The 24,122-nt window shown below is 50.0% G+C and carries 24 protein-coding genes; 5 read left to right on the plus strand and 19 right to left on the minus strand.

Translation table 11 applies throughout. The features are described from left to right. The first annotated feature begins 178 nt into the window (after nt 1-178). Entirely contained in the window at nt 179-688 is a 510-nt protein-coding gene (locus tag KNP79_RS07725; protein ID WP_034776857.1) for a hypothetical protein, read from the plus strand. A 172-nt stretch (nt 689-860) separates the two neighbouring features. On the opposite strand, the gene KNP79_RS07730 is transcribed toward KNP79_RS07725, so the two are convergent. The 17 genes from KNP79_RS07730 to KNP79_RS07810 form a co-directional block, all read right to left on the minus strand. After that, nucleotides 861-1,514 (minus strand): STM2766 family helicase-associated protein, encoded by a 654-nt coding sequence (locus KNP79_RS07730; RefSeq protein ID WP_215191860.1) that lies wholly within the window; start codon nt 1,512-1,514, stop codon nt 861-863. 10 nt (nt 1,515-1,524) lie between these two features. Continuing rightward, nucleotides 1,525-3,537, minus strand: coding sequence for an STM2767 family DEAD/DEAH box helicase (locus tag KNP79_RS07735; protein WP_215191862.1), 2,013 nt, complete (start codon nt 3,535-3,537; stop codon nt 1,525-1,527). A gap of 467 nt (nt 3,538-4,004) precedes the next feature. Next, nucleotides 4,005-4,628, minus strand: coding sequence for a RadC family protein (gene radC / locus KNP79_RS07740; protein ID WP_235420135.1), 624 nt, complete (start codon nt 4,626-4,628; stop codon nt 4,005-4,007). A gap of 29 nt (nt 4,629-4,657) precedes the next feature. After that, entirely contained in the window at nt 4,658-5,245 is a 588-nt protein-coding gene (locus KNP79_RS07745) for a Maf family protein (RefSeq protein WP_251132916.1), read from the minus strand. A gap of 139 nt (nt 5,246-5,384) precedes the next feature. After that, a complete protein-coding gene (locus KNP79_RS07750) occupies nt 5,385-6,092 on the minus strand; it encodes a hypothetical protein (protein WP_034776853.1) in 708 nt (235 codons plus the stop codon). Next, nucleotides 6,089-7,726 (minus strand): pilus assembly protein PilM, encoded by a 1,638-nt coding sequence (pilM, locus tag KNP79_RS07755; protein WP_215191865.1) that lies wholly within the window; start codon nt 7,724-7,726, stop codon nt 6,089-6,091. The genes KNP79_RS07750 and pilM overlap by 4 nt, the downstream gene beginning before the upstream one ends. A 12-nt stretch (nt 7,727-7,738) precedes the next feature. Further along, nucleotides 7,739-8,491 carry a prepilin peptidase gene (locus KNP79_RS07760; RefSeq protein WP_215191867.1) on the minus strand — a complete coding sequence of 251 codons (753 nt, stop codon included), beginning with the start codon at nt 8,489-8,491 and terminating at the stop codon, nt 7,739-7,741. Between the two features lie 88 nt (nt 8,492-8,579). Beyond that, nucleotides 8,580-9,056, minus strand: coding sequence for a prepilin-type N-terminal cleavage/methylation domain-containing protein (locus KNP79_RS07765; RefSeq protein WP_215191869.1), 477 nt, complete (start codon nt 9,054-9,056; stop codon nt 8,580-8,582). A gap of 141 nt (nt 9,057-9,197) precedes the next feature. After that, a complete protein-coding gene (locus KNP79_RS07770; protein ID WP_215191871.1) occupies nt 9,198-10,415 on the minus strand; it encodes a type II secretion system F family protein in 1,218 nt (405 codons plus the stop codon). Between the two features lie 4 nt (nt 10,416-10,419). Beyond that, nucleotides 10,420-11,454, minus strand: coding sequence for a type IV pilus twitching motility protein PilT (locus tag KNP79_RS07775; RefSeq protein WP_215191873.1), 1,035 nt, complete (start codon nt 11,452-11,454; stop codon nt 10,420-10,422). A gap of 4 nt (nt 11,455-11,458) precedes the next feature. Beyond that, nucleotides 11,459-13,117, minus strand: a complete 1,659-nt coding sequence (locus KNP79_RS07780; protein ID WP_215191875.1) for a GspE/PulE family protein — start codon at nt 13,115-13,117, stop codon at nt 11,459-11,461. A gap of 1 nt (nt 13,118) precedes the next feature. Beyond that, nucleotides 13,119-13,412 carry a hypothetical protein gene (locus KNP79_RS07785; protein ID WP_215191877.1) on the minus strand — a complete coding sequence of 98 codons (294 nt, stop codon included), beginning with the start codon at nt 13,410-13,412 and terminating at the stop codon, nt 13,119-13,121. Next, the gene (locus KNP79_RS07790) at nt 13,409-14,665 is read right to left on the minus strand and encodes a VanW family protein (RefSeq protein ID WP_215191879.1); all 1,257 of its coding nucleotides are present in this window, start codon (nt 14,663-14,665) and stop codon (nt 13,409-13,411) included. Before KNP79_RS07790 ends, KNP79_RS07785 begins: the two co-directional genes overlap by 4 nt. 27 nt (nt 14,666-14,692) lie before the next feature. Beyond that, nucleotides 14,693-16,198, minus strand: a complete 1,506-nt coding sequence (locus KNP79_RS07795) for a DUF7305 domain-containing protein (RefSeq protein ID WP_215191881.1) — start codon at nt 16,196-16,198, stop codon at nt 14,693-14,695. Further along, nucleotides 16,182-16,637, minus strand: coding sequence for a prepilin-type N-terminal cleavage/methylation domain-containing protein (locus tag KNP79_RS07800; protein WP_371743427.1), 456 nt, complete (start codon nt 16,635-16,637; stop codon nt 16,182-16,184). The genes KNP79_RS07795 and KNP79_RS07800 overlap by 17 nt, the downstream gene beginning before the upstream one ends. After that, complete coding sequence (locus tag KNP79_RS07805) at nt 16,634-17,062, minus strand: type IV pilus modification PilV family protein (RefSeq protein ID WP_138859753.1); 429 nt, start codon at nt 17,060-17,062, stop codon at nt 16,634-16,636. Before KNP79_RS07805 ends, KNP79_RS07800 begins: the two co-directional genes overlap by 4 nt. 84 nt (nt 17,063-17,146) lie before the next feature. Further along, nucleotides 17,147-18,367 (minus strand): bifunctional folylpolyglutamate synthase/dihydrofolate synthase, encoded by a 1,221-nt coding sequence (locus KNP79_RS07810; RefSeq protein ID WP_215191883.1) that lies wholly within the window; start codon nt 18,365-18,367, stop codon nt 17,147-17,149. Between the two features lie 108 nt (nt 18,368-18,475). On the opposite strand from KNP79_RS07810, the gene KNP79_RS07815 reads away from it, so the two are divergent. The 4 genes from KNP79_RS07815 (at nt 18,476) to KNP79_RS07830 (ending at nt 20,546) form a co-directional block, all read left to right on the plus strand. Next, nucleotides 18,476-19,912 (plus strand): protein adenylyltransferase SelO, encoded by a 1,437-nt coding sequence (locus KNP79_RS07815; protein ID WP_215191884.1) that lies wholly within the window; start codon nt 18,476-18,478, stop codon nt 19,910-19,912. A gap of 87 nt (nt 19,913-19,999) precedes the next feature. Next, on the plus strand, nt 20,000-20,176 hold the full coding sequence (locus KNP79_RS07820; protein ID WP_167491820.1) for a hypothetical protein: 177 nt from the start codon (nt 20,000-20,002) through the stop codon (nt 20,174-20,176). After that, entirely contained in the window at nt 20,173-20,373 is a 201-nt protein-coding gene (locus KNP79_RS07825; RefSeq protein ID WP_215191886.1) for a hypothetical protein, read from the plus strand. The genes KNP79_RS07820 and KNP79_RS07825 overlap by 4 nt, the downstream gene beginning before the upstream one ends. Then, the gene (locus KNP79_RS07830; RefSeq protein ID WP_215191888.1) at nt 20,370-20,546 is read left to right on the plus strand and encodes a hypothetical protein; all 177 of its coding nucleotides are present in this window, start codon (nt 20,370-20,372) and stop codon (nt 20,544-20,546) included. Before KNP79_RS07825 ends, KNP79_RS07830 begins: the two co-directional genes overlap by 4 nt. Nucleotides 20,547-20,564: 18 nt before the next feature. Here KNP79_RS07830 and KNP79_RS07835 read toward each other — a convergent pair whose 3' ends face one another. Both KNP79_RS07835 and KNP79_RS07840 read right to left on the minus strand, forming a co-directional pair. Beyond that, nucleotides 20,565-21,353, minus strand: a complete 789-nt coding sequence (locus KNP79_RS07835) for a hypothetical protein (RefSeq protein WP_215191890.1) — start codon at nt 21,351-21,353, stop codon at nt 20,565-20,567. Between the two features lie 94 nt (nt 21,354-21,447). Beyond that, on the minus strand, nt 21,448-24,099 hold the full coding sequence (locus tag KNP79_RS07840; protein WP_215191892.1) for a valine--tRNA ligase: 2,652 nt from the start codon (nt 24,097-24,099) through the stop codon (nt 21,448-21,450). Between the last annotated feature and the right edge of the window lie 23 nt (nt 24,100-24,122).

Genomic DNA, 24,122 nt, shown 5'->3' on the forward strand with positions numbered 1-24,122 from the left:
ACGCATGCGTTGTCGAAACACTAAAACCCAGCTGGCAAAGTTCTGTACTTTTCGTTGCATTATTGTGCACATTTGTATTGCAAAATACAACGACCACTATCTGACTGTGACGATGGCCGATTATGGCCTATAATTTATGTTAGACATGATTGAAAAATTTAAGTGAAGAGGAGAACCTATGATTAAACAATGGTTATTCGCTCTAAGTCGGATCACAATCGCTTCACTCGCGTTTTATCTTGGAAATCTGTCGACGGTTGATCCGGTTCAGATTTCTGGGAATGGTAACCCTGCTTTATTGTTTATTCCTATCCTTTTGCTCCTTGCACTGTTCATCATGAATGATTGGATCAAAGTGATGAAGTTTTTCAACTCTAATTCCCGTATATTACTCCCTCTGTTGTTCATCATCGGGATCGCTTTGTTTTTCATCTATGAACAGCAGGTTGATAATTATCACGAGCGTAAAGAGTACGTCCAACAAGTAGTCATTGAACGAGAGTATAAGATTACTGATCCTCTCTTCCTTGAGAGAGTGACGGGTATTACATATACGTATATGAGTAATCAACTCTTTAACTTAAATACGTTTGTTATATATATTCTACTGACGTTAGCCATGGCGATCATGTATGTCTTATGGACTCGACGTAGGTCGCCCATTTCGAGTCCTTCATCGAGTAAATAAGGACAAGCCAAAACCACCCGCTGTGAACTACCCCATAAACGTTGGACATGACCATCCAACATTTATGGGGTTTTGTTTTGAGGGAATGTAGGAAACATGGAGTCTGAACAAAAAAGCAGACGCACATGCGCCTGCCCCCTGTTCAACCATTCATATACCCACGTTGCTATTGTTAGTTGCTAATAAATGAGCATTCGGTATTTAAATCCAAAATATCCATCAACTCAGTAACGCTTTTTTTAGAATTTAGTCCTATCTTATAAGTTACACCAGTAGAATAATTAATATCGAGGTGATTTAGAGGATGCATACGACCATTTTCCCCGTCGAGGTCATAATCAAATCTTAAATATCCCACTTCAAATTCCATTAGATATTTCATTATTGACCATAGCCGATCTTTTTCAGTATGCCTATCAAAGCTATCCATTATTTTTTCAAGATCAGAATCTAAATCTTTCAATGACAAGAAATCTTCACTATCAATCAATTCATAAAAAATGTTTCTCAAAATAGCTAAATTCGCACCATCTAATTCCATATCAGTTAACGGGTCAAATATAGTAACTTTATTGTCTATAGGATTTTCTTCGACACCGAAAGGAAAATTAAACGTGGTAATCTTATGTTCTTGAACAACAAATAACCTTTTCATTTTGTCAATTCGTAGTACAAGGTGGTCTTTCGTAGGTCTTTTAATGCGCGTTCCATAAGTTAATAACGAAACGGCTGCTAGCAAAAGTTTTATTACGTCTTTTTTTTTCCTAATCTTGTTTTCTAAAATAGCTTCTAATTCACTTGTAATTTCGATTTTGTATTCTTTCATATTTCACACCCTATAAGAAATCTATATTACTGACGATTAAGTTATAGATTTTTTCTTTATCAACACTATCCTGTAGCATTACATTAACAATTGCATGCAGCTGTTTCTTTCTAGTCGCATTTTCAATGTTTAAAGAATTTAAAATCTCTTCCACGATTTCGTATTGAGACTTGTTTCCGTTAGCCTCAAGCATTAGTACACGAGTGTCCATAATTTCGTCAGGGTTAGGCTTATCAATCGTAATAGTACCAGTGCGATTAAGTTCTGTTGCAGCAGTCTTTAGAATTTGATTAAGTTCACCATTTTCTGACGATAAAATTAGATAACTTGTTAAGAATGAGCGAGTTAACATCATATACAATGAATTTCTTAATGTTGTATTTTTGGTTAATGACGCAGTGGTTACACAAATAACGAACGGAAACTCTAAACCTTTAACGTTATTTCTATTACTTATAAACAAAGCACCTTTCTGTTTGTCTTTCACTTCATAACCTTTCACAGATTTCCATCCATATCTCGAATCAACTTCTATGGCTATCTTTTCAGCCAACTCAAAATTCGCATCAGAATTTTCTAAAAACACCACTCCAATATCACCTGGTTCCACAGTAGGATTTTCTGCTTTAATTTCCTCAATTGCCTTTAGTACGCCAATAATTGGATCGCTCTTGTCAGGCATTATTCCTACCTTAATACTCTTGTTATTACTATCAGGCAAATTCTCAAATCTCTTTAATGGCTCACGATATAGCGTATATTTATCTTCGTCTTTTTCAATTTGATAACCACATGCTTCCCACTCACTATCTTCTAGCCACCGAACAACAGGTCTTTCAAGCAGCCCAAAACCGATTATATGCGCCATAATTACGGTCTTTGGATCCGTTCTGTATACTCTATTTAAGAGAAAATCAGGCTGGTTTTGATATTCATCGTTTGAATAAAAAATACTTTGGAATATATCACCTGCCACGTAAACTTGTCTTCTCGTGACTTTCTCACATAATTTAAAGAAATATTCATTAAAGTCCTGAGATTCATCAATCAATATATAATCAAAATATGGTGTGAAATTTTCAAGACTTTCTAAACGTTCTAAGGCTCGTTTACATACTCCTTCAAATGATGTTCCCCAGTTATATCTTTCAAAAGGAATATCATACGTATTACAAATAAAGCTATATAACCCTGAATTTTTGTCTGAAGCTGACCCCCAACTACGCTCAACCCAAAGCCTTTCATTCCATTTAATTTGTTCCCTAACTTTCATAAAATCGAAGAAATCTGGAATCCTGTTTTTTAGTTCTTTTGAAAGAATCTTATTGAAGCAAGTAAAGAAAATCTTTGAATCTTCTTCGTTAATGTAAATATCTTTTAGTTTATGTAAAAGCAATTCTGTCTTCCCAGTTCCTGCTAACCCTTGTATAGTGACTCGTTTTTTATTAGGAGCCTGAAAAATAAATCGTGTTTGTTCACTATCGAATAGAATAATATTTTTTTTAATTTGCTCTAGATTGTTTTCAGGTACATCCCCTTCTACACGATCAATATCATTTATACTCCCCGTAAGTAGGGAGATTAATAACTCCGCTTTACGGCCGTCAGTCCCTGTCAAAACATTAGAATCTATTAATGTTTCAATTTCCTCTATCGATCTCCCTTCAAAGTTTGCTACCTCAATTAAATTACTTCTCCATCTTCTCGATCGACCTAGAAATTCATTGTATTCATACTTATCTGAAATTATTCCCAAATCATAAATGAAGTCTTCAACAAAATTTTCAAATTCGTTTTCATCTCGACCGAAATTAATGATTAACACTTTCACCTTAGGTATTAATAAAACAATTGCTTTTTTATAGGGATATTTATATTTTCTCTCACTTATTGGCTCATCGATAACATAAACTTGTCTTTTATTACTTACAGCATAGGCTTCCAAATATATAAGTGCATCACTTATGTGGGAATCCGATTGAATTTCCTCATTCAGATATTGGAAATAATACGTATTATCCATAAATAACTCCTTTTCACCACTGATTTGGCATTAGTTAGATTTTCATTTTACACAGTAATTTGTTTTAAACTATATGACTTATTAAGCATTGTATCATTCTTTATGATTGAACGATTCCCCTCTTAAATCTAAGAAATTATTTTAGCTAATTACTATCTTAGGAATTTAATTCAAATTATCGTCCACGATGAATTCCAACAATTCTTCACATAAAGTCACCGTACAAGCGAAAAAGCGGTACTTCAAGACCACCTTAGTCAAATACAGGAGGTATATAATAGTACTTCTTGTTCAGACTAAGTTACATAGCACGATTCAATAATATCTCTTAAAGCTCGTAGAGACGTAATCACTCACGTACGCTCTCTTCCTCCCTGTATGTTTCTCTTCCGATTTAATTTGTATACTTTCTTATAAACATTATTATCAAAAATATTAGAGCAGACGCACATACGCCTGCCCCCTGTTCAACCATTCATATACCCTCGTTGCTTCATGCTGACGTAATGGTCCTCGCCGATGATGACGTGATCGAGACAAGCGATACCGACGATATGACCCGCCTCAACGAGACGCTCCGATACCTCGATGTCTTCCCGGCTCGGTGTTGCGTCCCCGCTCGGATGGTTATGAACCGCGATGAAACAAGCCGCCGACAGTTTGAGCGCTTCGCGGAACACGTCGCGTGGGTGGACAATCGACGAATTGAGCCCGCCGACGAACAACGTCTTCCGGGCGATGAGCTGATTCTTCGTGTTCAAATACAGACAAATGAAATGCTCCTGGTTCAACAGCCGGAGCTCATCACGGAGCAGTTCATAGGCGTCCTGTGGCGAACGGATTGTCGGCGTCTCCACTTTCGGTTCCTCGACGTAACGGAGACCGATTGCGAACGCCGCGAGCAACTGCTCAGCTTTCTTCTTCGTCATGCCCTCGATTTGACAGAGGTCGCTCACGGACGCCTGCGACAGCGCCCGGAGCGTCGGATATACGTCGGACAGCCGTCGGGCCGTCTCGTGCGGGTCGCCACCCCTGCCCCCGATTTGGAGCAGCCGGGCGATCGCGGATTCAACACTTCGGTCGAGCACCATGGTCATTCCTTCACCAACTTTCGCTTCATTCACAGAAAGCGCGGCGCTACCCCGTGTCGTTCGAGCGTTTCGACGAGCGGACGAATCGGTAGACCGACGACGTTATAAAAGTCCCCTTCGAGCCGTTCGACTAACAGACCGCCCGACCCTTGGATGCCATAGGCGCCAGCTTTATCGTACGGCTCCGTCGAATCGAGATAGCCGTCGAGCCACGCGTCCGGGATGTCGATGAACGTGACGTGCGTCGTCGTGACGAACAAGTCTTGCCGCTCGGGCCCGATGATGCTGACGCCGGTGAGCACTTCGTGGGTCGCCCCCGAAAGCCGTTGCAGCATATCTCGCGCGTCGTCCCGGTCTTTCGGTTTCTCTAAGATCGTCCCGTCTAGGACGACGACCGTATCCGAGCCGATGACGATGGCGTCACGGTTGTCGCGGGCGACGTCCATCGCTTTCTCGCGAGCGAGGCGTCCGACGTACTCGTCCGGATGTTCCCGACCGTTCGTCCCCTCGATGACGTTGGATGGGATGACCTCATGACTGATCCCAGCCTGGCTCAACAGCTCGGTCCTCCGTGGCGACATCGAGGCGAGGATGACACGTTTCTGTGTTGGTTTCATTGTAACGACTCCTTCCATATGTGCGTAACGGGCTTCTTTTCCGTATCACACTTCACTGTCGATTGTAGGCAAACGGGCAGGCGTTTACAATCCAAGACGCCTCAAAAAAACGCCCCTTCTTTTTGAAGGGACGTTCGCATCATGGCGTCGTATAGTCGTACACCGGGATGTCTTTCGGGGTGAACGTCTGCGCCGGTACGTAACGATCGTCTGTGAGTTGATCGAGGTCCGGACGATAGAACGCATCGAGTTCGACCGTGAAGTCGAGCGGCTCGGCCGTCTCCGTCGTGTTCGGGCCCGTCTCCGTCGGTCCGGTGAACTGGACCGTGCGCAAGATATGGATTCGGTTCATCGATTCGACCGACTCGAGGAACAAGACGAGCGACTCGTACGTGTCGGCTTGAAGCGATACTGTCGAGCGGATTGACGAGGCGTTGACCGGCGTGATTTCGACCGGTTCGGCCGGTTCAGCCGTCGCGCTCACGTCGTTCGGTTCCGGCTCGTCGATGTCTTCCGGCACTTCCGATTCGGCGATGACACCGTCGGCGAAAGCGATGCTCGTCACGCGCACGTCAGACAGTTGGCTCGCCTGCGATAACGTCTCGACGACCGTGTCGAGGGCTGCCTCGGTCGGGACACGCGTCTGGAGGCGCTGCGAGTCGGCGACGTCGACGACTTCCCCTTCTTGGCGCAATAGTTCGAGCTTCGTCTGCTCGAGCGACAGTTCTCGCTCGAGCGACTTGACGTTGCCTTGGTGGATGAAGTATTGGTAGCCGAAATAAGACGGTACGGCGATGGCCGCGAACAAACAGATTGTAAAAATCAAATAAATCGTCGAGCGTTTCATTCGCTCACCACCTCCTCATCGGTCGTCTCTTCCGTCTCGCCGTCCGGTGTCTCACCATCTGGGGTCTCCCCTTCCGGCGTCTCCGGTTCGGCATCGATGAACGTGAAAGTGAACTCGCCGATGTAGCGTGGGAGCGGTTCGTTCGTCGAATCGAGCACGCTCGGACGGAGCGGCTCATCGGTGTCCGTCTCCTCCTGCTCGGTCTCCGCTTTCGTCTCGGTCGTCACGCCGAGCAGTTTGACGTTCTCAAACCGTGGGTCGTTCAAGAGCGAGCGTTGGAACGCATTCAAATCGGCGAGCGTCTCGAACTGAGTACGCACGCTCATGAGCGAACCGTCGGCGTAGTTATACGTCAATACGTAGCCCGTCGGCGGCAATTGCTCGGTCAACGCCCGGAGCGCCGGCACGGCCCATCGTTCTTCAGCCGTGAGCGCCGTCACCGTCTGGTCGAGCGATAGGACTTGCTGACCTTTCGAGTTCACTTGCTCGGTCTGATAGATGCGGACGAGCTGCAACTGTTCCTCGACTTGGGCCTCGTTCCGCTTCAACTCATTCACTTCATAAAACAAGTAACCGGTCGCCCCGCCACCGATCAAGAGCGCGAGCAAGCTCGCGATGATCGGCCAGCGGAGCGTCACATCGGTCGAGTTGATGAAGTTGGCGTCGTGCTCTTTGTCGAGCGTCGCCATCCCAAGGAGCGGCAACATCTGATGCGACAATGGCGTCGCGTGAGACAGTGGAAGCGGGTCGGCGATCCGTTTGACCGGCACCATCGCCTCACTTTCAATCGTCTGGACGAGATCGTCAAGGTTCGGGACCGTCCCCGAGACGAGCAACTCGTCAATCGGGCGTCCGTCCGTCCGGAGCGAGTAGCGATAGAAGTCGAGGAAACGGGCCAGCTCGTTCAGCCACTCGTCTGTCTGCGTCGCGAGCGTCTCTTTGGAGCCGCTATATGTATACGTGACAAGCCCGTCCGTCGTCTCGGCGCGGTACGGGAGGTCGGTCTCGATGGCGCGGATGAAGCGGACCTGGCCCTCTTCAAGGACGAGCAACTGGTGCGCGAACGGTGTCACGTGCCAGAGGAGCGTCGACTTGAGCGGGTCGAGCGTCTCGAGTCGGGCCACCCCGTTGGCGATGGCGACCGGACGCGGAACGATTTTCTTCAATTGGAACCCGCGTTTTTTCATGTAGGCGCGGATGGCTTTCGTCAAATCGACCGAGACGGCGTGAAGCATGACCTCGGTCTTCGTCTCCGTCTCGCCGAGCACCTCGTAGTCGAAGGCGACGTCGTCGAACGGCAAGATGATCGAGCTGCCGATTTCCATGAACAGATAACCGCGAATCTCATCTTTCGGGATCGTCGATGGGATCTCGACTTTACGGGACAACACCTCGGTCTCGGCCATATCGACGGCACAGACCATCCCTTTTCGGACTTTCAGTTTGCGGCACAGTTCGTCGAAGGCGAGACCGAATGCGTTCTCGTCTTCAATTCGTCCCCCTACGTAAGCGCCTTTCGCCAATTGGACGGACGCGCTGCGTTTGAACACGCCTTGTTTAATCACGGCCCCGTGGATGCTGAGCGCATCGAACGAGAAATACGCGACCGTTCCTTTCTCTATAGACCGGCTCATGCTGGTTTCCCCCTACATCAAATCAAAATACCAATCAAAAAAGCGTTCGCTGAACCAAAACGTCAGCATCGTGCCAAGTGCAATCGACGGCACGAACGGAATCGGCTGTTTGCGATCCATCCGTTTCAAACCGATCAGTGTCAGTCCGACGATCGCTCCAATCAAGCTCGATAAAAATAAGGCGACGAGGACGTCGCGCGGCCCGAGGACGAGCCCGATTACTGTAAATAGTTTGACATCGCCGGCCCCAAGTCCCCCCTTGGAGACGAAAAAAACGGTGGCGAGGACAGAAAAGCCGAGCGCCGCTCCGCCAATTGGGCTCCACCAGGCCACACCCGCGCCATAGGCGAGCAATAGGAGGACCGGTGCCGTGAACAATAAGATGACGTTCGGCACGAGCATCGTCGACAAATCGGACATCGCCAAGGCGAGGAGCGTCGATAAGAAGACGAAGGCGAGGAGCGTCGTGAGGCTAAAGCCGTATAGCCAGAAGCTATAGGCGTAACCGACCGCTCCAAGTAGTTCAAAGAGCGGGTACGTCGGCGCGATCCGCCCGCCACAGCCGCGGCATTTCCCGCGCAGGAACACGTAACCAAAGACCGGAATCAGTTCCCAAGCGGATAAGACGTGTCCGCATGACGGACAGTGTGAGCGCGGCGTGACGATGGACTGTTTGCGTGGCACGCGGAGCCCGACGACGTTCGTGAATGACGTGATGACGGCCCCGAGGACGAGGCTGTAAATGAGTCCAATGAGTTCAACCAATCAAGGTCACTTCCTTACTTGTAAGTATATGCCAAAAACAGAAAACCGGCTAGGCTGAGCGAGTGCCCAGCGCCAGCCGGAGTATAAATTATTTAACTGATTCCTTATTTATGCTCTCACTTGCAATTGTGCCAGCATCTGTAGCAGCAGTACCGATATCTTTAGTTCCATCAAGCCAAACTTTGTAAGTGTATTTATTATTAGAATCTTTCTTAACAAGAACAATTCCATTACTATAAGCCGTACCATATGGATCTTTCATCGTATCAATCATGTTACTACCATTTTCTTCCCCAGCAATCGGAGCTCCAACAAATCTAATCACTTCACCATCTGTTACTTCGTTTGAAGCGACATACAACTTCGCAGCACTCACCATCTGTTTCGCGTCGGCAACCATCGCATCCTTCTTCGAGTTCTCAATAATTCCGCCGATCGCGACAACCGCGATAGCTGCGATAATCCCCAAGATAACGACGACGACGAGCAACTCGACGAGTGTGAGTCCGCGCTCATCTTTCAATTGTTTGGCATCTTGCCAAATCATTTTCATTTTCTCTAACATGATTCATTCTCCCCTTTTGTGTGTTTTGCTGTGATGTAAGCTAGATTCATTACCTTTGACCTAATACTAGTAGAACAATTTTACTATACATTCAAAATTTAGGATTGAAAAGATACAAATCTGCAAATAAATAAAAAGTTTCTACTGATTTTGGATATCGCCATAAATTTGGAACATCGGGACGACAATCGCGATGACGATGACGCCGACGATACTCGCCAAGACGACAATCAACAGCGGCTCGATAATCGACTTCAAACGGTCCGTCGTCGTCTCGACTTCGGTCTCATAAAACTCCGCGACCTCGTTCAACATCGAGTCCAAATCCCCGCTCTCCTCACCTACTGCAATCATTTGCGTCATGAGCGGTGGGAAGCTGTCGTTCCGTTCGAGTGGTTCATGGAGCGGGATTCCTTGCGCCATCATCTTACGCGCCTGGGCAAGCCCTTTGCGGATGACACGGTTCGAGACAATCTTCTCTGTGATCTCAATCGCCGATAAAATCGGGACCGCTGCCTGGAGCAAGACGGCCAAACTTCGGGTCAACAAGGCGATTTGCGACTTTAGGACGATAGGCCCAAAAATCGGCATCTTCAACAGCAGTCCATCAATCACATACCGTTCCTTGTCGCGCTTCAACATCCATGTGAAGATGAGCAGTGCGAAAAGTGCCCCGCCGAAGATGAGCCACCAATAGGCGGCGACAAAATCGGAGACGGCGACGACGATCCGTGTGATGAGCGGCAGTTCTCCGCCGAGCTGTCCGAAGATGCTCGCGAACGTCGGGACAACGCTCACCATGAGGAACGCGACGACGCCGATGGCGACAATCGAGACGACGAGCGGATACGTCAACGCCGAGATGACTTTTCGTTTGACGTCATACTGTTTTTGGAGCTGGAGCCCGATTTGGTCGAGCGCCTCCTCCAAGTTCCCGCTCGCCTCACCCGCGAGTGCCATCGAGCTGAAGAAGTTCGAGAACACGCGCGGATGTTTCTTGATTGCCTCTGAGAACGCGATCCCTTCCCGCAGATCGTCCTCGACTTGGCTGAGCGTCTTCTTCAACACTTTCGATTCGGTCTGGACGCGCAAGATGGACGTCGCCCGGACAATCGGCACACCGGCCCGGATGAGCGTCGCGAACTGGCGCACGTACATAATCAAATGTTCAACCTTGACCCGCTCTGGGAGTAGGTTGATTTCTTTATTCAACCCCGTCGACTCGAGTTCAGCGAGCTCGGTGACCAGAATCGATTCTTGGCGCAGTTTATCTTTCGCCTCGCGGAGCGAGACGGCGGTGACCCGCCCTTTTTTACGCTTCCCATTCAGCAGTTTGCCTTCGTATTGGAAGATGGCCATTCAGTCACCTCTCTTCATTTGGTACGGCGTTCGGGTTGATGACGCCTTGACGGACGAGCTGTTCGATCGCCATGTCCATCGTCTGCATTCCGTTCTGCCGGTTCGTCTGGATGACGGTCGGGAGTTGGAACTCTTTCTCGTTCCGAATCAAGTTGGCGACGGCCGGATTGCCAATCATAATCTCCATCGCGGCGACACGACCTTTCGGCACATCGACGCGCGGGAAGAGACGCTGACTGACGACACCGAGCAAGACATTGGCGAGTTGGGTCCGGATTTGGTCTTGTTGCTCGGCCGGGAACGCATCGATGACCCGGCTGACAGTCGACATCGCACTCGACGTGTGGAGCGTCGCCATGACGAGGTGGCCCGTCTCGGCGGCCGTCATCGCCGTCGAAATCGTCTCGAGGTCACGCATCTCCCCGAGCAGAATGACGTCCGGGTCTTGCCGAAGCGCGGCGCGAAGGCCGTCGACAAACTTCATGACGTCCGAGCCAATCTCGCGCTGGTCAACGATGCTCTGGTCGTGCGTATGTAAATACTCAATCGGGTCTTCGAGCGTGATGATCCGTTTCCGCTGCGTCCGGTTGATCTCATGGATCATCGCAGCGAGCGTCGTCGATTTCCCTGACCCCGTCGGCCCGGTGACGAGGATGAGCCCGTACGGCTTCTCAATCAAACGTTTCAGTACTTGTGGCAAATCGAGCTCGTTCATCGTCGGGATTTCCCCGGAAATAGAACGGAACGCGATCGCGACCGTGCCCCTCTGGTAATAGGCATTGACGCGGAACCGCGATACGCGCGGAACCCCGAACGAGAAGTCGAGATCGCGCTGCATCTCTAGCCGCCCCCGCATCTCCTCGGTCATGATGTCCTTCAAATAGCTCTCGATATGGAGCGGCAACACTTTCTCGTCACCCATCGTGATGAGGCTCCCGTCGACCCGAATGATCGGCGGTGAGCCGGCGGTCAAATGGATGTCCGAAGCGCGTTGTTCGACCGCTTTCGTTAAAATCACTTCAATCGACTGATGAATCATAGGCTCACTCCGTTATCACTGTTCTCAATATTTCCTCAGTATTCGTCAGTCCGAACGCGACTTTCTCAAGCCCATCGGCGAGGAGGAAACGGGCACCTTGCGCTTTCGCGTAGGCGACCATCTCGGCTTCCGTCGCCTGGTTCATAATCAATCGGCGCAACCCTTCATCGATTGGCACGACCTCATGGATAGCGAGCCGTCCACGATAACCTGTGAAGTTACATGAGGCACAACCGTTGCCGCGCATGATCCGTTCGACCGGAACCCCTTCAGCGGCAAACAGTTCCTGCTCGCGCTTCGAGACCGGCTGTTCATGACCGCAGTCGCGACAGACGCGCCGGACGAGCCGCTGGGCGACGAGCCCGGATGTCGAGGCGGCGACAAGGAACGGTTCGACTCCCATGTCAATCAAGCGGGTGATCGAGCTGATGGCCGAGTTCGTATGTAGTGTCGACAACACCAAGTGACCGGTCAACGACGCTCGAATGGCAATCTCGGCCGTCTCGGTGTCCCGAATCTCCCCGACCATGACGATGTTCGGGTCTTGTCGCAAAATCGAACGCAGACCCGACGCGAACGTCAAGCCGACCTTGGCGTTGACCTGGACTTGGTTAATGCCGTCGAGTTGATACTCGACCGGGTCCTCGACCGTGATGATGTTCTTCGATTCCTCGTTCAGTTCGCGTAGCGACGCATAGAGCGTCGACGACTTCCCTGATCCCGTCGGCCCGGTGATGAGAATAATCCCGTTCGGCCGTTTCAACATGTCGCGGTACACCGCCTCGTTCTGGTCGCCGAAGCCGAGCTTCGTCAAATCGGTCAATCCTTCCGACGAGTCGAGCACCCGGATGACGATTTTCTCGCCATACATCGTCGGGAGCGTCGAGACGCGGAAGTCGTACGGGCGGCCCCGGAGCGTATATTTGATACGTCCATCCTGCGGCAAACGGCTCTCGGTGATGTCTAAGTTACTCATGACCTTAAGGCGCGTCAGCATGACGCTTTGAATCTTCTTCGGATAAATCGTTTCGGTCCGAAGATCACCGTCGACCCGGAAGCGGACGTGCAACTGCTTCTCGTGCGGGTCGAAGTGAATATCCGAGGCGCGCTGGTCGATCGCACTCAAGAAGAGCTGATTGACGAGCCGGATGACCGGGGCGTCATCGCGCGACGCCGTCTCCTCGCGCTCGAGTTCGGGCGCTTCTTCTTTCAGAATCTCGATGAGTGACGCATCCATCTCATAATAGCGACTGATCGTTTTACGAATCTGTTCGCGTGTGGCGATCCCGACCTCAATGTTCATCCCTGTCTGGAGACGAACGTCATCGATCGCAATCAAATCGAGCGGGTCTGCCGTCGCGATGAACAACGTGTTCCCTTGTAACTCGATTGGCATAATGTCATGTTTTTGGGCAATAACTTTCGGGACGAGTTTCGTCACCGTCACATTGATGTCTTGCGCGTATAGAGAAATGACCGGTACATTTAATTGTTCGTGCAGTACTTGAATCAATTGTGTCTCGGTCAAATAGTTCAATCGCATGAGCGCATCCCCGAGCTTTTCCCCGGTCCGCTTTTGAACGAGCGCTTCGTCGAGTTGTTCTTGCGTAATTAACCCCGCCTCGACGAGCATCTCGCCAAGTCGTTTTTTCGTTCGTCTCACCTTACTTCACCATCCTCTGTGGTTCCTCCTGAGGCACCACCTGTGCGGAGCCTCGTTGTTCAACGAACGAACTGAGCGCCGCACCGCCAATTAAAACGAGTGCAAGGAGGGCCCAAATCCACCACGTTCGCTCGAGCCCTTCGTTATAAACGCTGTATACTCCAAATGAAAGCAAAGCCACAAAAAGTGAAATAATACCTTTCGTCTCACGCTTTCGTGTGTTTGGAATGGATAAGGCGAACACGGTCAGAGTTGCGAGTACCCAAAAGGCAACCAATATCAAATATCCGATCATCCGACTGCCCCCTCATTTGGTACCGCGGTTGGATCTTCTTGTTGAACCGGCGGCTGTTGTTCATATCCGTCGTCGTTGTTATCTTGTACATCGTCATTTAGTAGCCATTCATTTAGCCATTCTTCCGGATTATCCGGCAAAATTGGAATAATAATCGGTTCAGTCGGTTCTGGTTCAGGCTCGGGCTCAGGAACCGGTACAGAACTCTTTGTCACGATTTCCGGAATTGGTTCGTAGAAATCAAAACCGAGAAGTTCTAATGACTCACCAGTCTCCGTAATACGGACACGATATAACTTGCCCGACTCACCCGTCTGTCCAGACTGAGTGACAGATGAACTGCCTGCTGTGAGTGCAGATGAGAAGCGAACGACATTCTGGAACGGTACGCTTGTCACGTCTTCGACACGTGACTCATAAGCTCCAACGAATGCTTTACCGAGCAATTGAATTGTCATTGTGTTCCCTTCTTCTAATACGATCAGCGCATATGAAGTTTGTTCCGTATTCTGCACAGCGAAGTTCGAACGATCGTCGATTTTGACATCGTAGCCGAGCTCAACGCCGGCCGGTAGCCTCTCATGTTGCACACGTTCAAGGATTTGGAACGGTGTCGCTGCGAACAGTTGATACATAGACGAACCAAGCGTACTGAGTGCGTCAAAGTCTTCTCCGAACGTCTTCAGACTGAAAATATCTCCAGCCTCCATCTCGAAACCATTCATTCGTTCAACTGCTGAACGCATCGCAGGCGTCGGACTTATAGTTATGGATGAGACAACTTCGCTCTCGGTAGCCGTCATCTCTAAAATAACATCCGAATTAAAGTTCGAAGCTGCTTCAACGAGGGGAGGCGTGACCATGGTGAGCGTCACCGGTTGATTATTTAAGTAAGGAGTAAGTAATTCTTCATCAACTGTCGTAACAAGAGGATATTCTCCAGAAGTTTCAATTCCATCGAGCGTCGCATCGACGTTAAACGATACGACATCTTTGCCGACTTCGAGCGCCGTTCCATCGACCAGTGTCAATGTGAATGGTGTATTATTAAAATCTTTGATTGCATTATCAAGCCGAATGATCGCCTCTTCTCTCGTCATCCCTGATACATCGATACCGGCAACCGTTGTCTCTTTATATGTAGCACTTGTCTTCGCCGATGCCTCGAGATAATTGACAAGGCCAATCGTCGGCAGCGATACGAGTAAGACAAGTCCAATGAGGATGGAGACATGCATTCCAAACTGTTTCATTTAAATTCCTCCACTTTGTAAAAGTTCTCATGGGTTAGCGATTTCTCTAACAGTCCCTTTCTTTACAATCAAGTTTGTTTCTGAACTTGCCTCTCCGAAGAAGGGTAAGTCGTCTAATTCAATTGATGCTGCATTGACTTTCGCTCCACCGCTAATTGTAAACGTGTCGGAAACAATCCCACCGTTCACTGTACCGCCTTCAATAATTTCGACATGGGCGTTCGGAGCAAAAATTAATTTTTTAGGTACATTGATTTGAGTCCCACCGGTAACTTTCACATTTTTCCCACCTGACAAAATACTTCCATTCAGGGAGGCCGAACCAACGAACTCTAAGTTGGCATCTTTCGCATAAATCGAGGCATTAAATTTCCCATAACCAGAACTCTTTACTAGTTTTGTTTGACCATTAGAAGGTCCGATATACATGAACAAATCATTCCCGTCGCTTTCGTTCACATGACCGTTTAATGAAATGTTGTCAGCTAGGTAAATCGTTAAACTCCCACCCGGTTGACTCTTCACATCTAAATGTCCGATTCCTTGAATCGAATTAACGTATAAGGACACATCCTTATCTTTCACGTTAATCGTCAAACGATAGTTACTACTCAAGTTAATGTCGTTTACTTTATAATTTTGATCCAAAATAAGCTCATAATCACTGACAATCCAGTTCGAAATATTGATATTACCTTTTGAAATCACTTGGTACTGACTGCTGCCCGCTTTAAAAGTAGCATCGGGAATCATCTTATAATTGAAATCATTTGCTGACGGAAAGTCAGGAAGTGTTAAACCTAAATTAAAGTCTTCTTTGTATATTGTAGGTCGCTTTTGATCCAGCCACCAATTCGGCGCCAAAATAGTTTTGTAATGAGACGAGGGTAACGTGTAGACAGCTCCGTTGATTGTCGGATTTCCAGTAACCTCTAACATATTTTGAGCGTTCGATTCTAGGAGGATATTACCTGTCACAACTCCGTTAGCGAGCTTCATTTTTCCTTTGGAGTATATCCCTAAGTTGGAAGGAAGGGTTGGTCCTGGCATCCGCTCGAGATCCAACGAGTAACTTGTTTGCAACGTTTTTTTTCGCTCACCGACCTGGCCAGTCGATGTGATGATGTAGTCTCTAACCGTACGATCTGATGAAACATTACTCATCTTTACAGTTACCATAGCCAATGGTTGAATGCCTTTCTGTTTCTCAAACGAAGAAAACACTCGAGGTTGAGTACCAGTTAAAATGTTGGCATTTACATAGTTGTAGTACTGTTCATCTGTCATTTTGTTTAAATCTTCCACCTCGTCGAGTGTTTGTTGAATCTGATCAAGTGTATACGTGATGCCACTTTCAGCGATGTAGTAGGCAGATTGTTCTTTGACTTCCCCATTCGAAAGCGACACAGAATTCAAACTAGACTGAATCATGCTTAAACCAATTGAAGAAAACAGTAAGATCACTATCAAGACTAAGATGAGAGTATTCCCTTTTTCTTCTTTAGCGAGGCGCCAATTATTCCAAGTTTTCAACTGCCACACCTTCCCCGATAAACAGTTTTGTCGTTACGACTTTTGAAGGTTGATTGACACCCTCAAGTTTTAAATCGATTGTTAACATTTGATCCTTGAAATAAAACGTCAACGATTCGATGCCTCGCGCAATCACTTCATTGTTTCGATAAATGACTCCATTACTCTCTTTGTATGTACGACTATTCACAGTCAAAGCTGAGGAATTCATTTCAAACGCGCTGCTTCTGCGAACATCAGTAGTAATCATCTTAATGACTAATCGCATCTCTGCCGTTTGATGATCTCGTACTTTTTCGGATTGATTGAATTGAACAAGACCAGTCAAAATATTTGCCAATACGATTACAACAATTGAGCTAATGACTATTGTCACCAGTAGTTCGACTAAAGTAACGCCTTTTGATTCATTACGGATTTTGATAACAAATTGCTTCATCCCCACCTCAAGACGCCCTCCAGTTTTGTATTAGAGTCAATCGTTGCCTCTTCAAACACTTCGATAATGATTCGATTTAAAGCTGAGGGACTATTCTCCACCCTTAAAACGATGCGCCGATTATCAAGTGGAATCGGTTTTGAGAATTCCAGCCATACCGTCCCATTTATTAAGGACGTTTGTCGATAGGTATAGCCGAGTTCTTCAACTATTTGAATTCTCGTCTTGGCACTAGTCTCCTGCCCTTTTGCTTTCATCAACTCGAATTCATTTTGAGCAACGTAAGATAAATCCATCATCGTCCGAGAAACCGTATTCGTTTGGGCACTTTGAACGAGAAGTCCATAAAAACTTGTAAAAATAATACCGAGGAGAACAATAGAAACTAATACTTCTACTAATGTGAAACCTTTCTCACTCTCCATATTGCACCTCACTACTCCTCAAAGTGGATTCCCATTCAGTTTATCCCAATCTAAGCCTATTATCCCACACCTATAATCTTTTTCTTACATTTTTTGAATATCTTTAGCTAAATGATTTCTGACCCCACTGATAAAGTAGAGCGACCCGGTCACGACGAGCGTCTCGGATTTCGGCGCTTCCAGCCATGCGGCCAACCACTCCTGCCAGTCCACGTAACGGGCCCCGTCGGCAATCAGACTTTCTTTCGTCCGGGTGCGCGGGAAATCGAACGTCGTCTCATAGACATCCGCCACCATCTGGAGCGACGCGATCATCGCTTCCCGGTCCTTATCGACAAGGATGGCTGTGAGGACGGTCACGTCACGCTCAATCTTCACTTGTTCGACGAGCGCGGCGATACCTTCCGGGTTATGCGCCCCATCGAGCACGATGCGGGGCTGTCTCGAGATGAGCTCATAGCGACCCGGGTGTTGTGCCGCCTCGAGCCCCGCTCGAATCGCTTCCGCCTTCCAGCCGAGGTGACGCGCGACGGCGACGGCGCACGCCCCGTTATACGCTTGATGGTGTCCGGTCAACCCGAGCGTCACTGGATCCAATCCATCATATGTGACGACCGTGTCGGTTCCGTCCTCGATTGATGTGATGAGTGGTGTGACGTCGTGAATCGATGCGTCCATCGCCTCTCCTTGTCGCTTGAGCAACGCGATCAACCGTTCATCCGTCAAACTATGGAACATCGGCACGCCCCGCTTCATGATGCCAAACTTCTCGAGCGCGATCTCTTCGAGCGTGTCGCCGAGAATCCCTTGATGGTCGTGCCCGATTGACGTCACGACCGTCGCGAGCGGTCGCGTCAACACGTTCGTCGAATCGAGGCGGCCGCCGAGACCGACTTCCCAAATGACGAGGTCAGGTTGTTGTTCATGGAAATAGAGCCACGCCATGACCGTCAGCAGTTCGAACTCCGTCAACGTTTCCGGTGACGCACTCGCACAGTCACGGACCCGATTGGCGATTCGAACGAGGTCGTCTTCTCGGATCGCTTCCCCGTTCAACATGATCCGCTCCTCGAACTGGATGATGTACGGTGAGATGAACGTCCCGACGTTCAAGCCCTGTTTCGTCGCCATTGCCCGCAAAAAAGCGACCGTCGACCCTTTTCCGTTCGTCCCTGCCACGTGAATCGACGGCAACTCCTTGATTTGTAACGCGTTCAACATCCACTCGATGCGTTCGAGCCCGGGCTTGATCCCGAACCGCAGCTGCCCGTTCAGCCATTCCAATACGTCTTGTCTCGTCTCCATCTTCCATCACTCCTGTTTTCACACTTCCCTCTCATCTTACCAAAATTCGCGAAGCGCTACGCAAGGAATCGGCTGTGCTATACTCGAGGCGAAGAAGGGGGAATTACTATGACCAACAGTTGGAACTTCGAGGCGACCTACCTCGATCTCCGTGACATCTTTTACGACCGGGGACCGGTCCATCCGGTCGTCAAGCCCGAACTCGTCCTGTGGAACGAAGCACTCGCCAAGACGCTCGGTCTCGACGCCGAAACGTCTCAAGACGTCGCACTCTTCGCCGGGAATCGTCAGACCGACACGTCGTTCTCTCAAGCGTACGCCGGCCACCAGTTCGGCCATTTCACGATGCTCGGTGACGGACGGGCGCTCGTGCTCGGAGAACACGTCGCCCCGAACGGAAAGCGTGTCGACGTTCAATTGAAAGGTTCGGGTCCGACCGAGTACTCGCGTGGCGGTGATGGACGAGCCGCCGTCGGGCCAATGGTGCGTGAGTTCCTCATCAGTGAGGCGATGCACGCCCTCGGCATCCCGACGAACCGGGCGCTCGCCGTCGTCACGACCGGTGAGCCGATCATGCGCCAAGGACCGAAGCACGGCGCCGTCTTGACGCGCGTCGCGGCAAGCCATTTACGTGTCGGTACGTTCCAATACGCCGCCGCGGCCGGATCGATCGATGACGTCATCGCCCTCGCCGATTATGCGATTCAGCGCCACGACCCTGACCTTGCAGGACAACCGGACCGCTATGAACAGTTCCTCGGCCGTGTCATTACCCGGCAGGCGAAACTGATCGCGGATTGGCAGCTCGTCGGGTTCATCCACGGCGTCATGAACACAGACAACACGTTTATCAGCGGTGAAGGACTCGACTACGGACCGTGTGCGTTCATGGATACGTATCACCCGAACACCGTCTTCAGCTCCATCGATCGCGAGGGACGCTACGCCTATGCGAATCAGCCGTATATCGGGTCATGGAACTTGGCCCGCCTCGCCGAGACGTTGCTCCCGCTCCTCGCTGACACACAAGAAAAGGCCGTCGATATCGCCAACAAGCTGTTGAACGACTACACGGAAACCTATAAAGAGGCGTATTTCACTGGGCTCGCCCATAAAATCGGACTCTACGTGCGAAAAGACGGAGACGACGCACTGACGGACGAACTGCTCCGGCTCATGATGGAAACCGAGGCCGACTTCACGAACACGTTCCGCGCCCTCACGATCGGCGACACCGAAGCACTCGCCTTCGCCAACCAGGACGATGGTAAGGCGTGGCTCGCCGCTTGGCGGAAACGCCTCGGGGAACAAGGTCTTCCTGATGAGGACGTCATCCGCCTCATGCGTCAGCACAACCCGGCCGTCATCCCGCGCAACCATCACGTCGAGGCCGCCCTCATGGCAGCCGAACGCGGTGACTTCAAGCCGACCCACGCACTGCTCGACGTATTGCGGAAGCCATACGACTACGAAGCCGACTATGGACGTTATATCTCACCCGGACCGCCGCGGACGTATCCGTATCAGACTTTCTGCGGCACATGAACCATCTCGCTTTCGCGGGATGGTTTTTTTGGAACCTTTTGGCTATTCGCCACGTAGAATAGACAAAGTCCGTTTGGAGGTTTTATAATGCGCTTACTCGCTTCACTCATTTCGTTAGGTTTCGCCTGCATGATTTCGCTTGAACTCTGGCAAGGTCCGTTTCTCAGCAATTGGGTCTGGACAATGCCGGCTTTCTTTCTAGGTGTCTCGTTTGTCCAGTTCATGAAGCATTTGAACGAGCTCGAATGGAGTGAAACAAAATGAAAATGACACTCTTGCTCATGACAATCATCGTAAGTTCAACTTCATACCTCGTCTACAGTTTTTATTTGTCGTTGATGGGTCAGTCGATTCAGCCTCAAGTAACTGGACTTGCAATCGGCGTCCTGCTCACGTCATCTTACGTCGTGACAACCGGTCGCCTTCCGTTTTGGACAGAACCGGAGGGAGAGGATGTATGAAGGTTCTTTATTCCATCTTGCTAGTATTCGGCAGCATCCTTTACGTCGTCTATGCGATTCATCTATTCCGCATTGGACATACTCAACCGCTCATCTTTCACACCTTGATTGTCATCGCTCTATTTGGCATCATCCACATTGGACGCAAACGAACCCCCGAACATCATTCTTGATGGCGGGGGTTCGTTACTTTATTCGGATTGCTTCAGCGGAAAATCCACCGACGACGCCTCTGGCAATGAGTCCGAGAGGTTGAGCAACACTTCTTCTGACACATCACCCGTCAAAACGATGAGCTTGCCTTGATCTACATAAAACAAGCCTCTCCCTTCCGGTTGATCCAAACGATACCGCTCATTTGAAACGTCTCGCCGCTCAATCAACTCTCCGTCGGCCACGCTGAACGCATCGGTTACCAAAACCGTGATGCGTTGCGTCTCATCATACAACGTCCACATCTCTACCGGCCGCTCCAACTGATTCATCTCAAAGTGGGCGACAAATAGCTCCTCTTCAGGCAAATCCAACCCGTGTCGGACTTTTTCGGCCGCCTCGAGAATCGTAAAGTTTTGGATGCCATGCAACGCCCACTCCTCGTCCCGTGAATAGTTGAACACGCCGAACGAGTCATCGCGGTTTGGTAACTTGATGGCAATGAGCCCAAGGTCATCGATGACCGTTTCATAGATCACACCGTCTCTCGACGGTCGTTCGGACGTGCCATCCGTATATTGAAGCGTGTATTGGGATGTGACCGCATCGAGTAGTCGAACGGTCCCTTTCGGCACGTCCTCGATCATCGAACCGAACACTTCTTTCGCCGTCGTTTCCTCAACATCGGAAACGGATGAATCAATTTCTTCTTTGTTTACGCTAACCGTGATTTTTGATTCCGTCGGTTCGAGTGGTTCAGCTCGTTCCGCCACACATCCACTCAATCCGATCACAGCCAAACCCAACACTATTCCGATTCGTCTCATGTCACTCCACCTTTGTATCGTCTCCTCTCCTAAATTCCACCAAACGACAAAAAAACCTTCTTCGGAGAACAGGTCTCCAAAGAAGGTTGATTTATTATTTACGCAACTCTTCCAAACGCGCACGGACTGCGTCACGCTTGTCGAGGTAGTCTTTCTCTTTCGCCTTCTCTTCGTCGATGACGTGAGCCGGCGCCTTGCCAGTGAAGCCTGGGTTGCCGAGTTTCTTCTGAACGCGCTCGACTTCCTTCTCGTACTTCGCCACTTCTTTCTCAAGACGGGCGATCTCTTCCTCGAAGTTGATGAGGTCGGCGAGCGGGATGAACAGTTCCGCACCCGTCATGATGGCCGACATCGACTTATCAGGAGCTGTCAAGCCGCGTCCGATTTCGAGTTCGGTCGCGTTCGTGAACTTGCCGATCGTCGTCTCGTTCGCGCTCAAGTAACCTTGTGTCGCCTCATCAGACGTCGAGATGAAGAGTTGAATCGGTTTCGACATCGGTGCGTTCACTTCCGAACGGATGTTACGGACCGAACGGATGACGTTCATGACCGCTTCAAACGCTGGTACCGAGTCCGCGAAGTGGAGCTCGTCGCGGCGTGTCGGGTAGCTCGCACGGACGATCGAGTCGCCTTCGTGCGGTAAGTGCTGCCAGATCTCCTCTGTGAGGAACGGCATGAACGGATGCATGAGACGCATGATCGAGTCGAGCGTATACGCGAGCACTGAACGTGTCGTCGCTTTCGCAGCCTCGTCCTCACCGTAAAGTGTGAGTTTCGCCATCTCGATGTACCAGTTACAGAACTCTTCCCAGATGAAGTTGTACAAGTAACGGCCGGCTTCGCCGAACTCGTACTTGTCGACGAGACGCGTCACTTGGTCGATCGTGTCGTTCAAGCGCGTGAGAATCCATTTGTCAGCGAGCGTCTTCTCACCTGACAAATCGATGTCCTCGTACTTCATGCCGTCCATGTTCATGAGGGCGAAACGGCTCGCGTTCCAAATCTTGTTCGCGAAGTTCCATGTCGACTCGATCTTCTCCCAATAGAAACGAAGGTCATTCCCTGGTGTCGATCCTGTGAGGAGGAACCAGCGGAGCGAATCCGCGCCGTATTGGTCGATGACTTCCATCGGGTCGACGCCGTTACCGAGCGACTTCGACATCTTGCGGCCTTCCGAGTCGCGGATGAGACCGTGGATGAGCACGTCGTTGAACGGCTGCTTCCCAGTGAACTCGAGCGATTGGAAGATCATGCGCGATACCCAGAAGAAGATGATGTCGTAACCCGTGACGAGCGCACTCGTCGGGAAGTAACGTTTGAAGTCTGCTGAATCCGTGTCCGGCCAGCCCATCGTCGAGAACGGCCAGAGCGCTGACGAGAACCATGTGTCGAGCACGTCTTCGTCTTGGTGCCAGTTCTCACTGTCCGCCGGTGCTTCTTTACCTACATAGACTTCACCCGTCTCATTGTGGTACCAAGCCGGAATGCGGTGGCCCCACCAGAGTTGACGGCTGATACACCAATCGCGGATGTTCTCCATCCAACGGAGGTATGTGCCTTCGAACCGCTCTGGGACGAAGTTGACTTTCGTATCGTCATGTCCTTGAGCTTCGAGCGCTGCTTTCGCGAGCGGCTCCATGTCGACGAACCACTGTTTCGAAAGATAAGGCTCGATGACCGCGCCTGAACGTTCCGAGTGGCCGACCGAGTGCGTGTGCGGCTCGATCTTGACGAGCGTGCCGTCCGCTTCTAGGTCTTTGACGAGTTGCTTGCGGCATTCGAAGCGGTCGAGCCCTTCGTACTTGCCGGCGTTCTCGTTCATCTTGCCACCTTCGTCCATGACGAGGATGCGCGGGAGCTCGTGGCGGTTCCCGATTTCAAAGTCGTTCGGGTCGTGCGCCGGTGTGATCTTGACGCAACCTGTACCGAACTCCATGTCGACGTAGTCGTCGGCGACGATCGGGATTTCACGGTTCATGACCGGAAGCATAATCGTCTTGCCGACGAGGTGCGCATAGCGCTCATCTTTCGGGTTGACGGCAACGGCCGTATCGCCGAGCATCGTCTCTGGACGCGTCGTCGCGATCTCGATGTGGCCCGAGCCGTCAGCGAGCGGATACTTCATGTGGTAGAACGCACCTTCGACTTCTTGATAGATGACTTCGATATCGGAAACGGCCGTCTTTTGCGCCGGGTCCCAGTTGACGATATATTCGCCGCGGTAAATCAAGCCTTTCTCATAGAGGCGGACGAACACTTCCTGGACCGCTTTCGAGAGTCCTTCGTCGAGCGTGAAGCGCTCACGTGAGTAATCGAGACCGAGGCCAAGTTTTGACCATTGAGCACGGATCGTGTCCGCGTACTCATCTTTCCATTCCCACGTCTTCTCGAGGAACTTCTCGCGTCCGAGGTCGTAACGCATGATGCCGTCCTCACGGAGCTTCTGTTCGACTTTCGCTTGCGTGGCGATCCCGGCGTGGTCCATCCCTGGGAGCCAGAGGACGTCATAACCTTGCATGCGCTTGAGGCGTGTCAGCAAGTCTTGGAGCGTCGTGTCCCACGCGTGTCCGAGGTGAAGTTTCCCCGTTACGTTCGGTGGCGGGATGACGATCGTGTACGGCTGTTTTGAATCGTCCTCGTCTGCTTTGAATACGTCGTTCTCTAACCAGTAGTCATACCATTTTGCTTCCGTCGCACTTGGATCGTACTTCGTCGGCATGGTGATTTCGTTTGTCTCGTTGGCCATATGCCCAACCTCCTCTAATAATG

Origin of the sequence: Exiguobacterium sp. s7 (assembly GCF_018618195.1) — a bacterium.
Taxonomy (GTDB): Bacteria; Bacillota; Bacilli; order Exiguobacteriales; family Exiguobacteriaceae; genus Exiguobacterium; species Exiguobacterium mexicanum_A.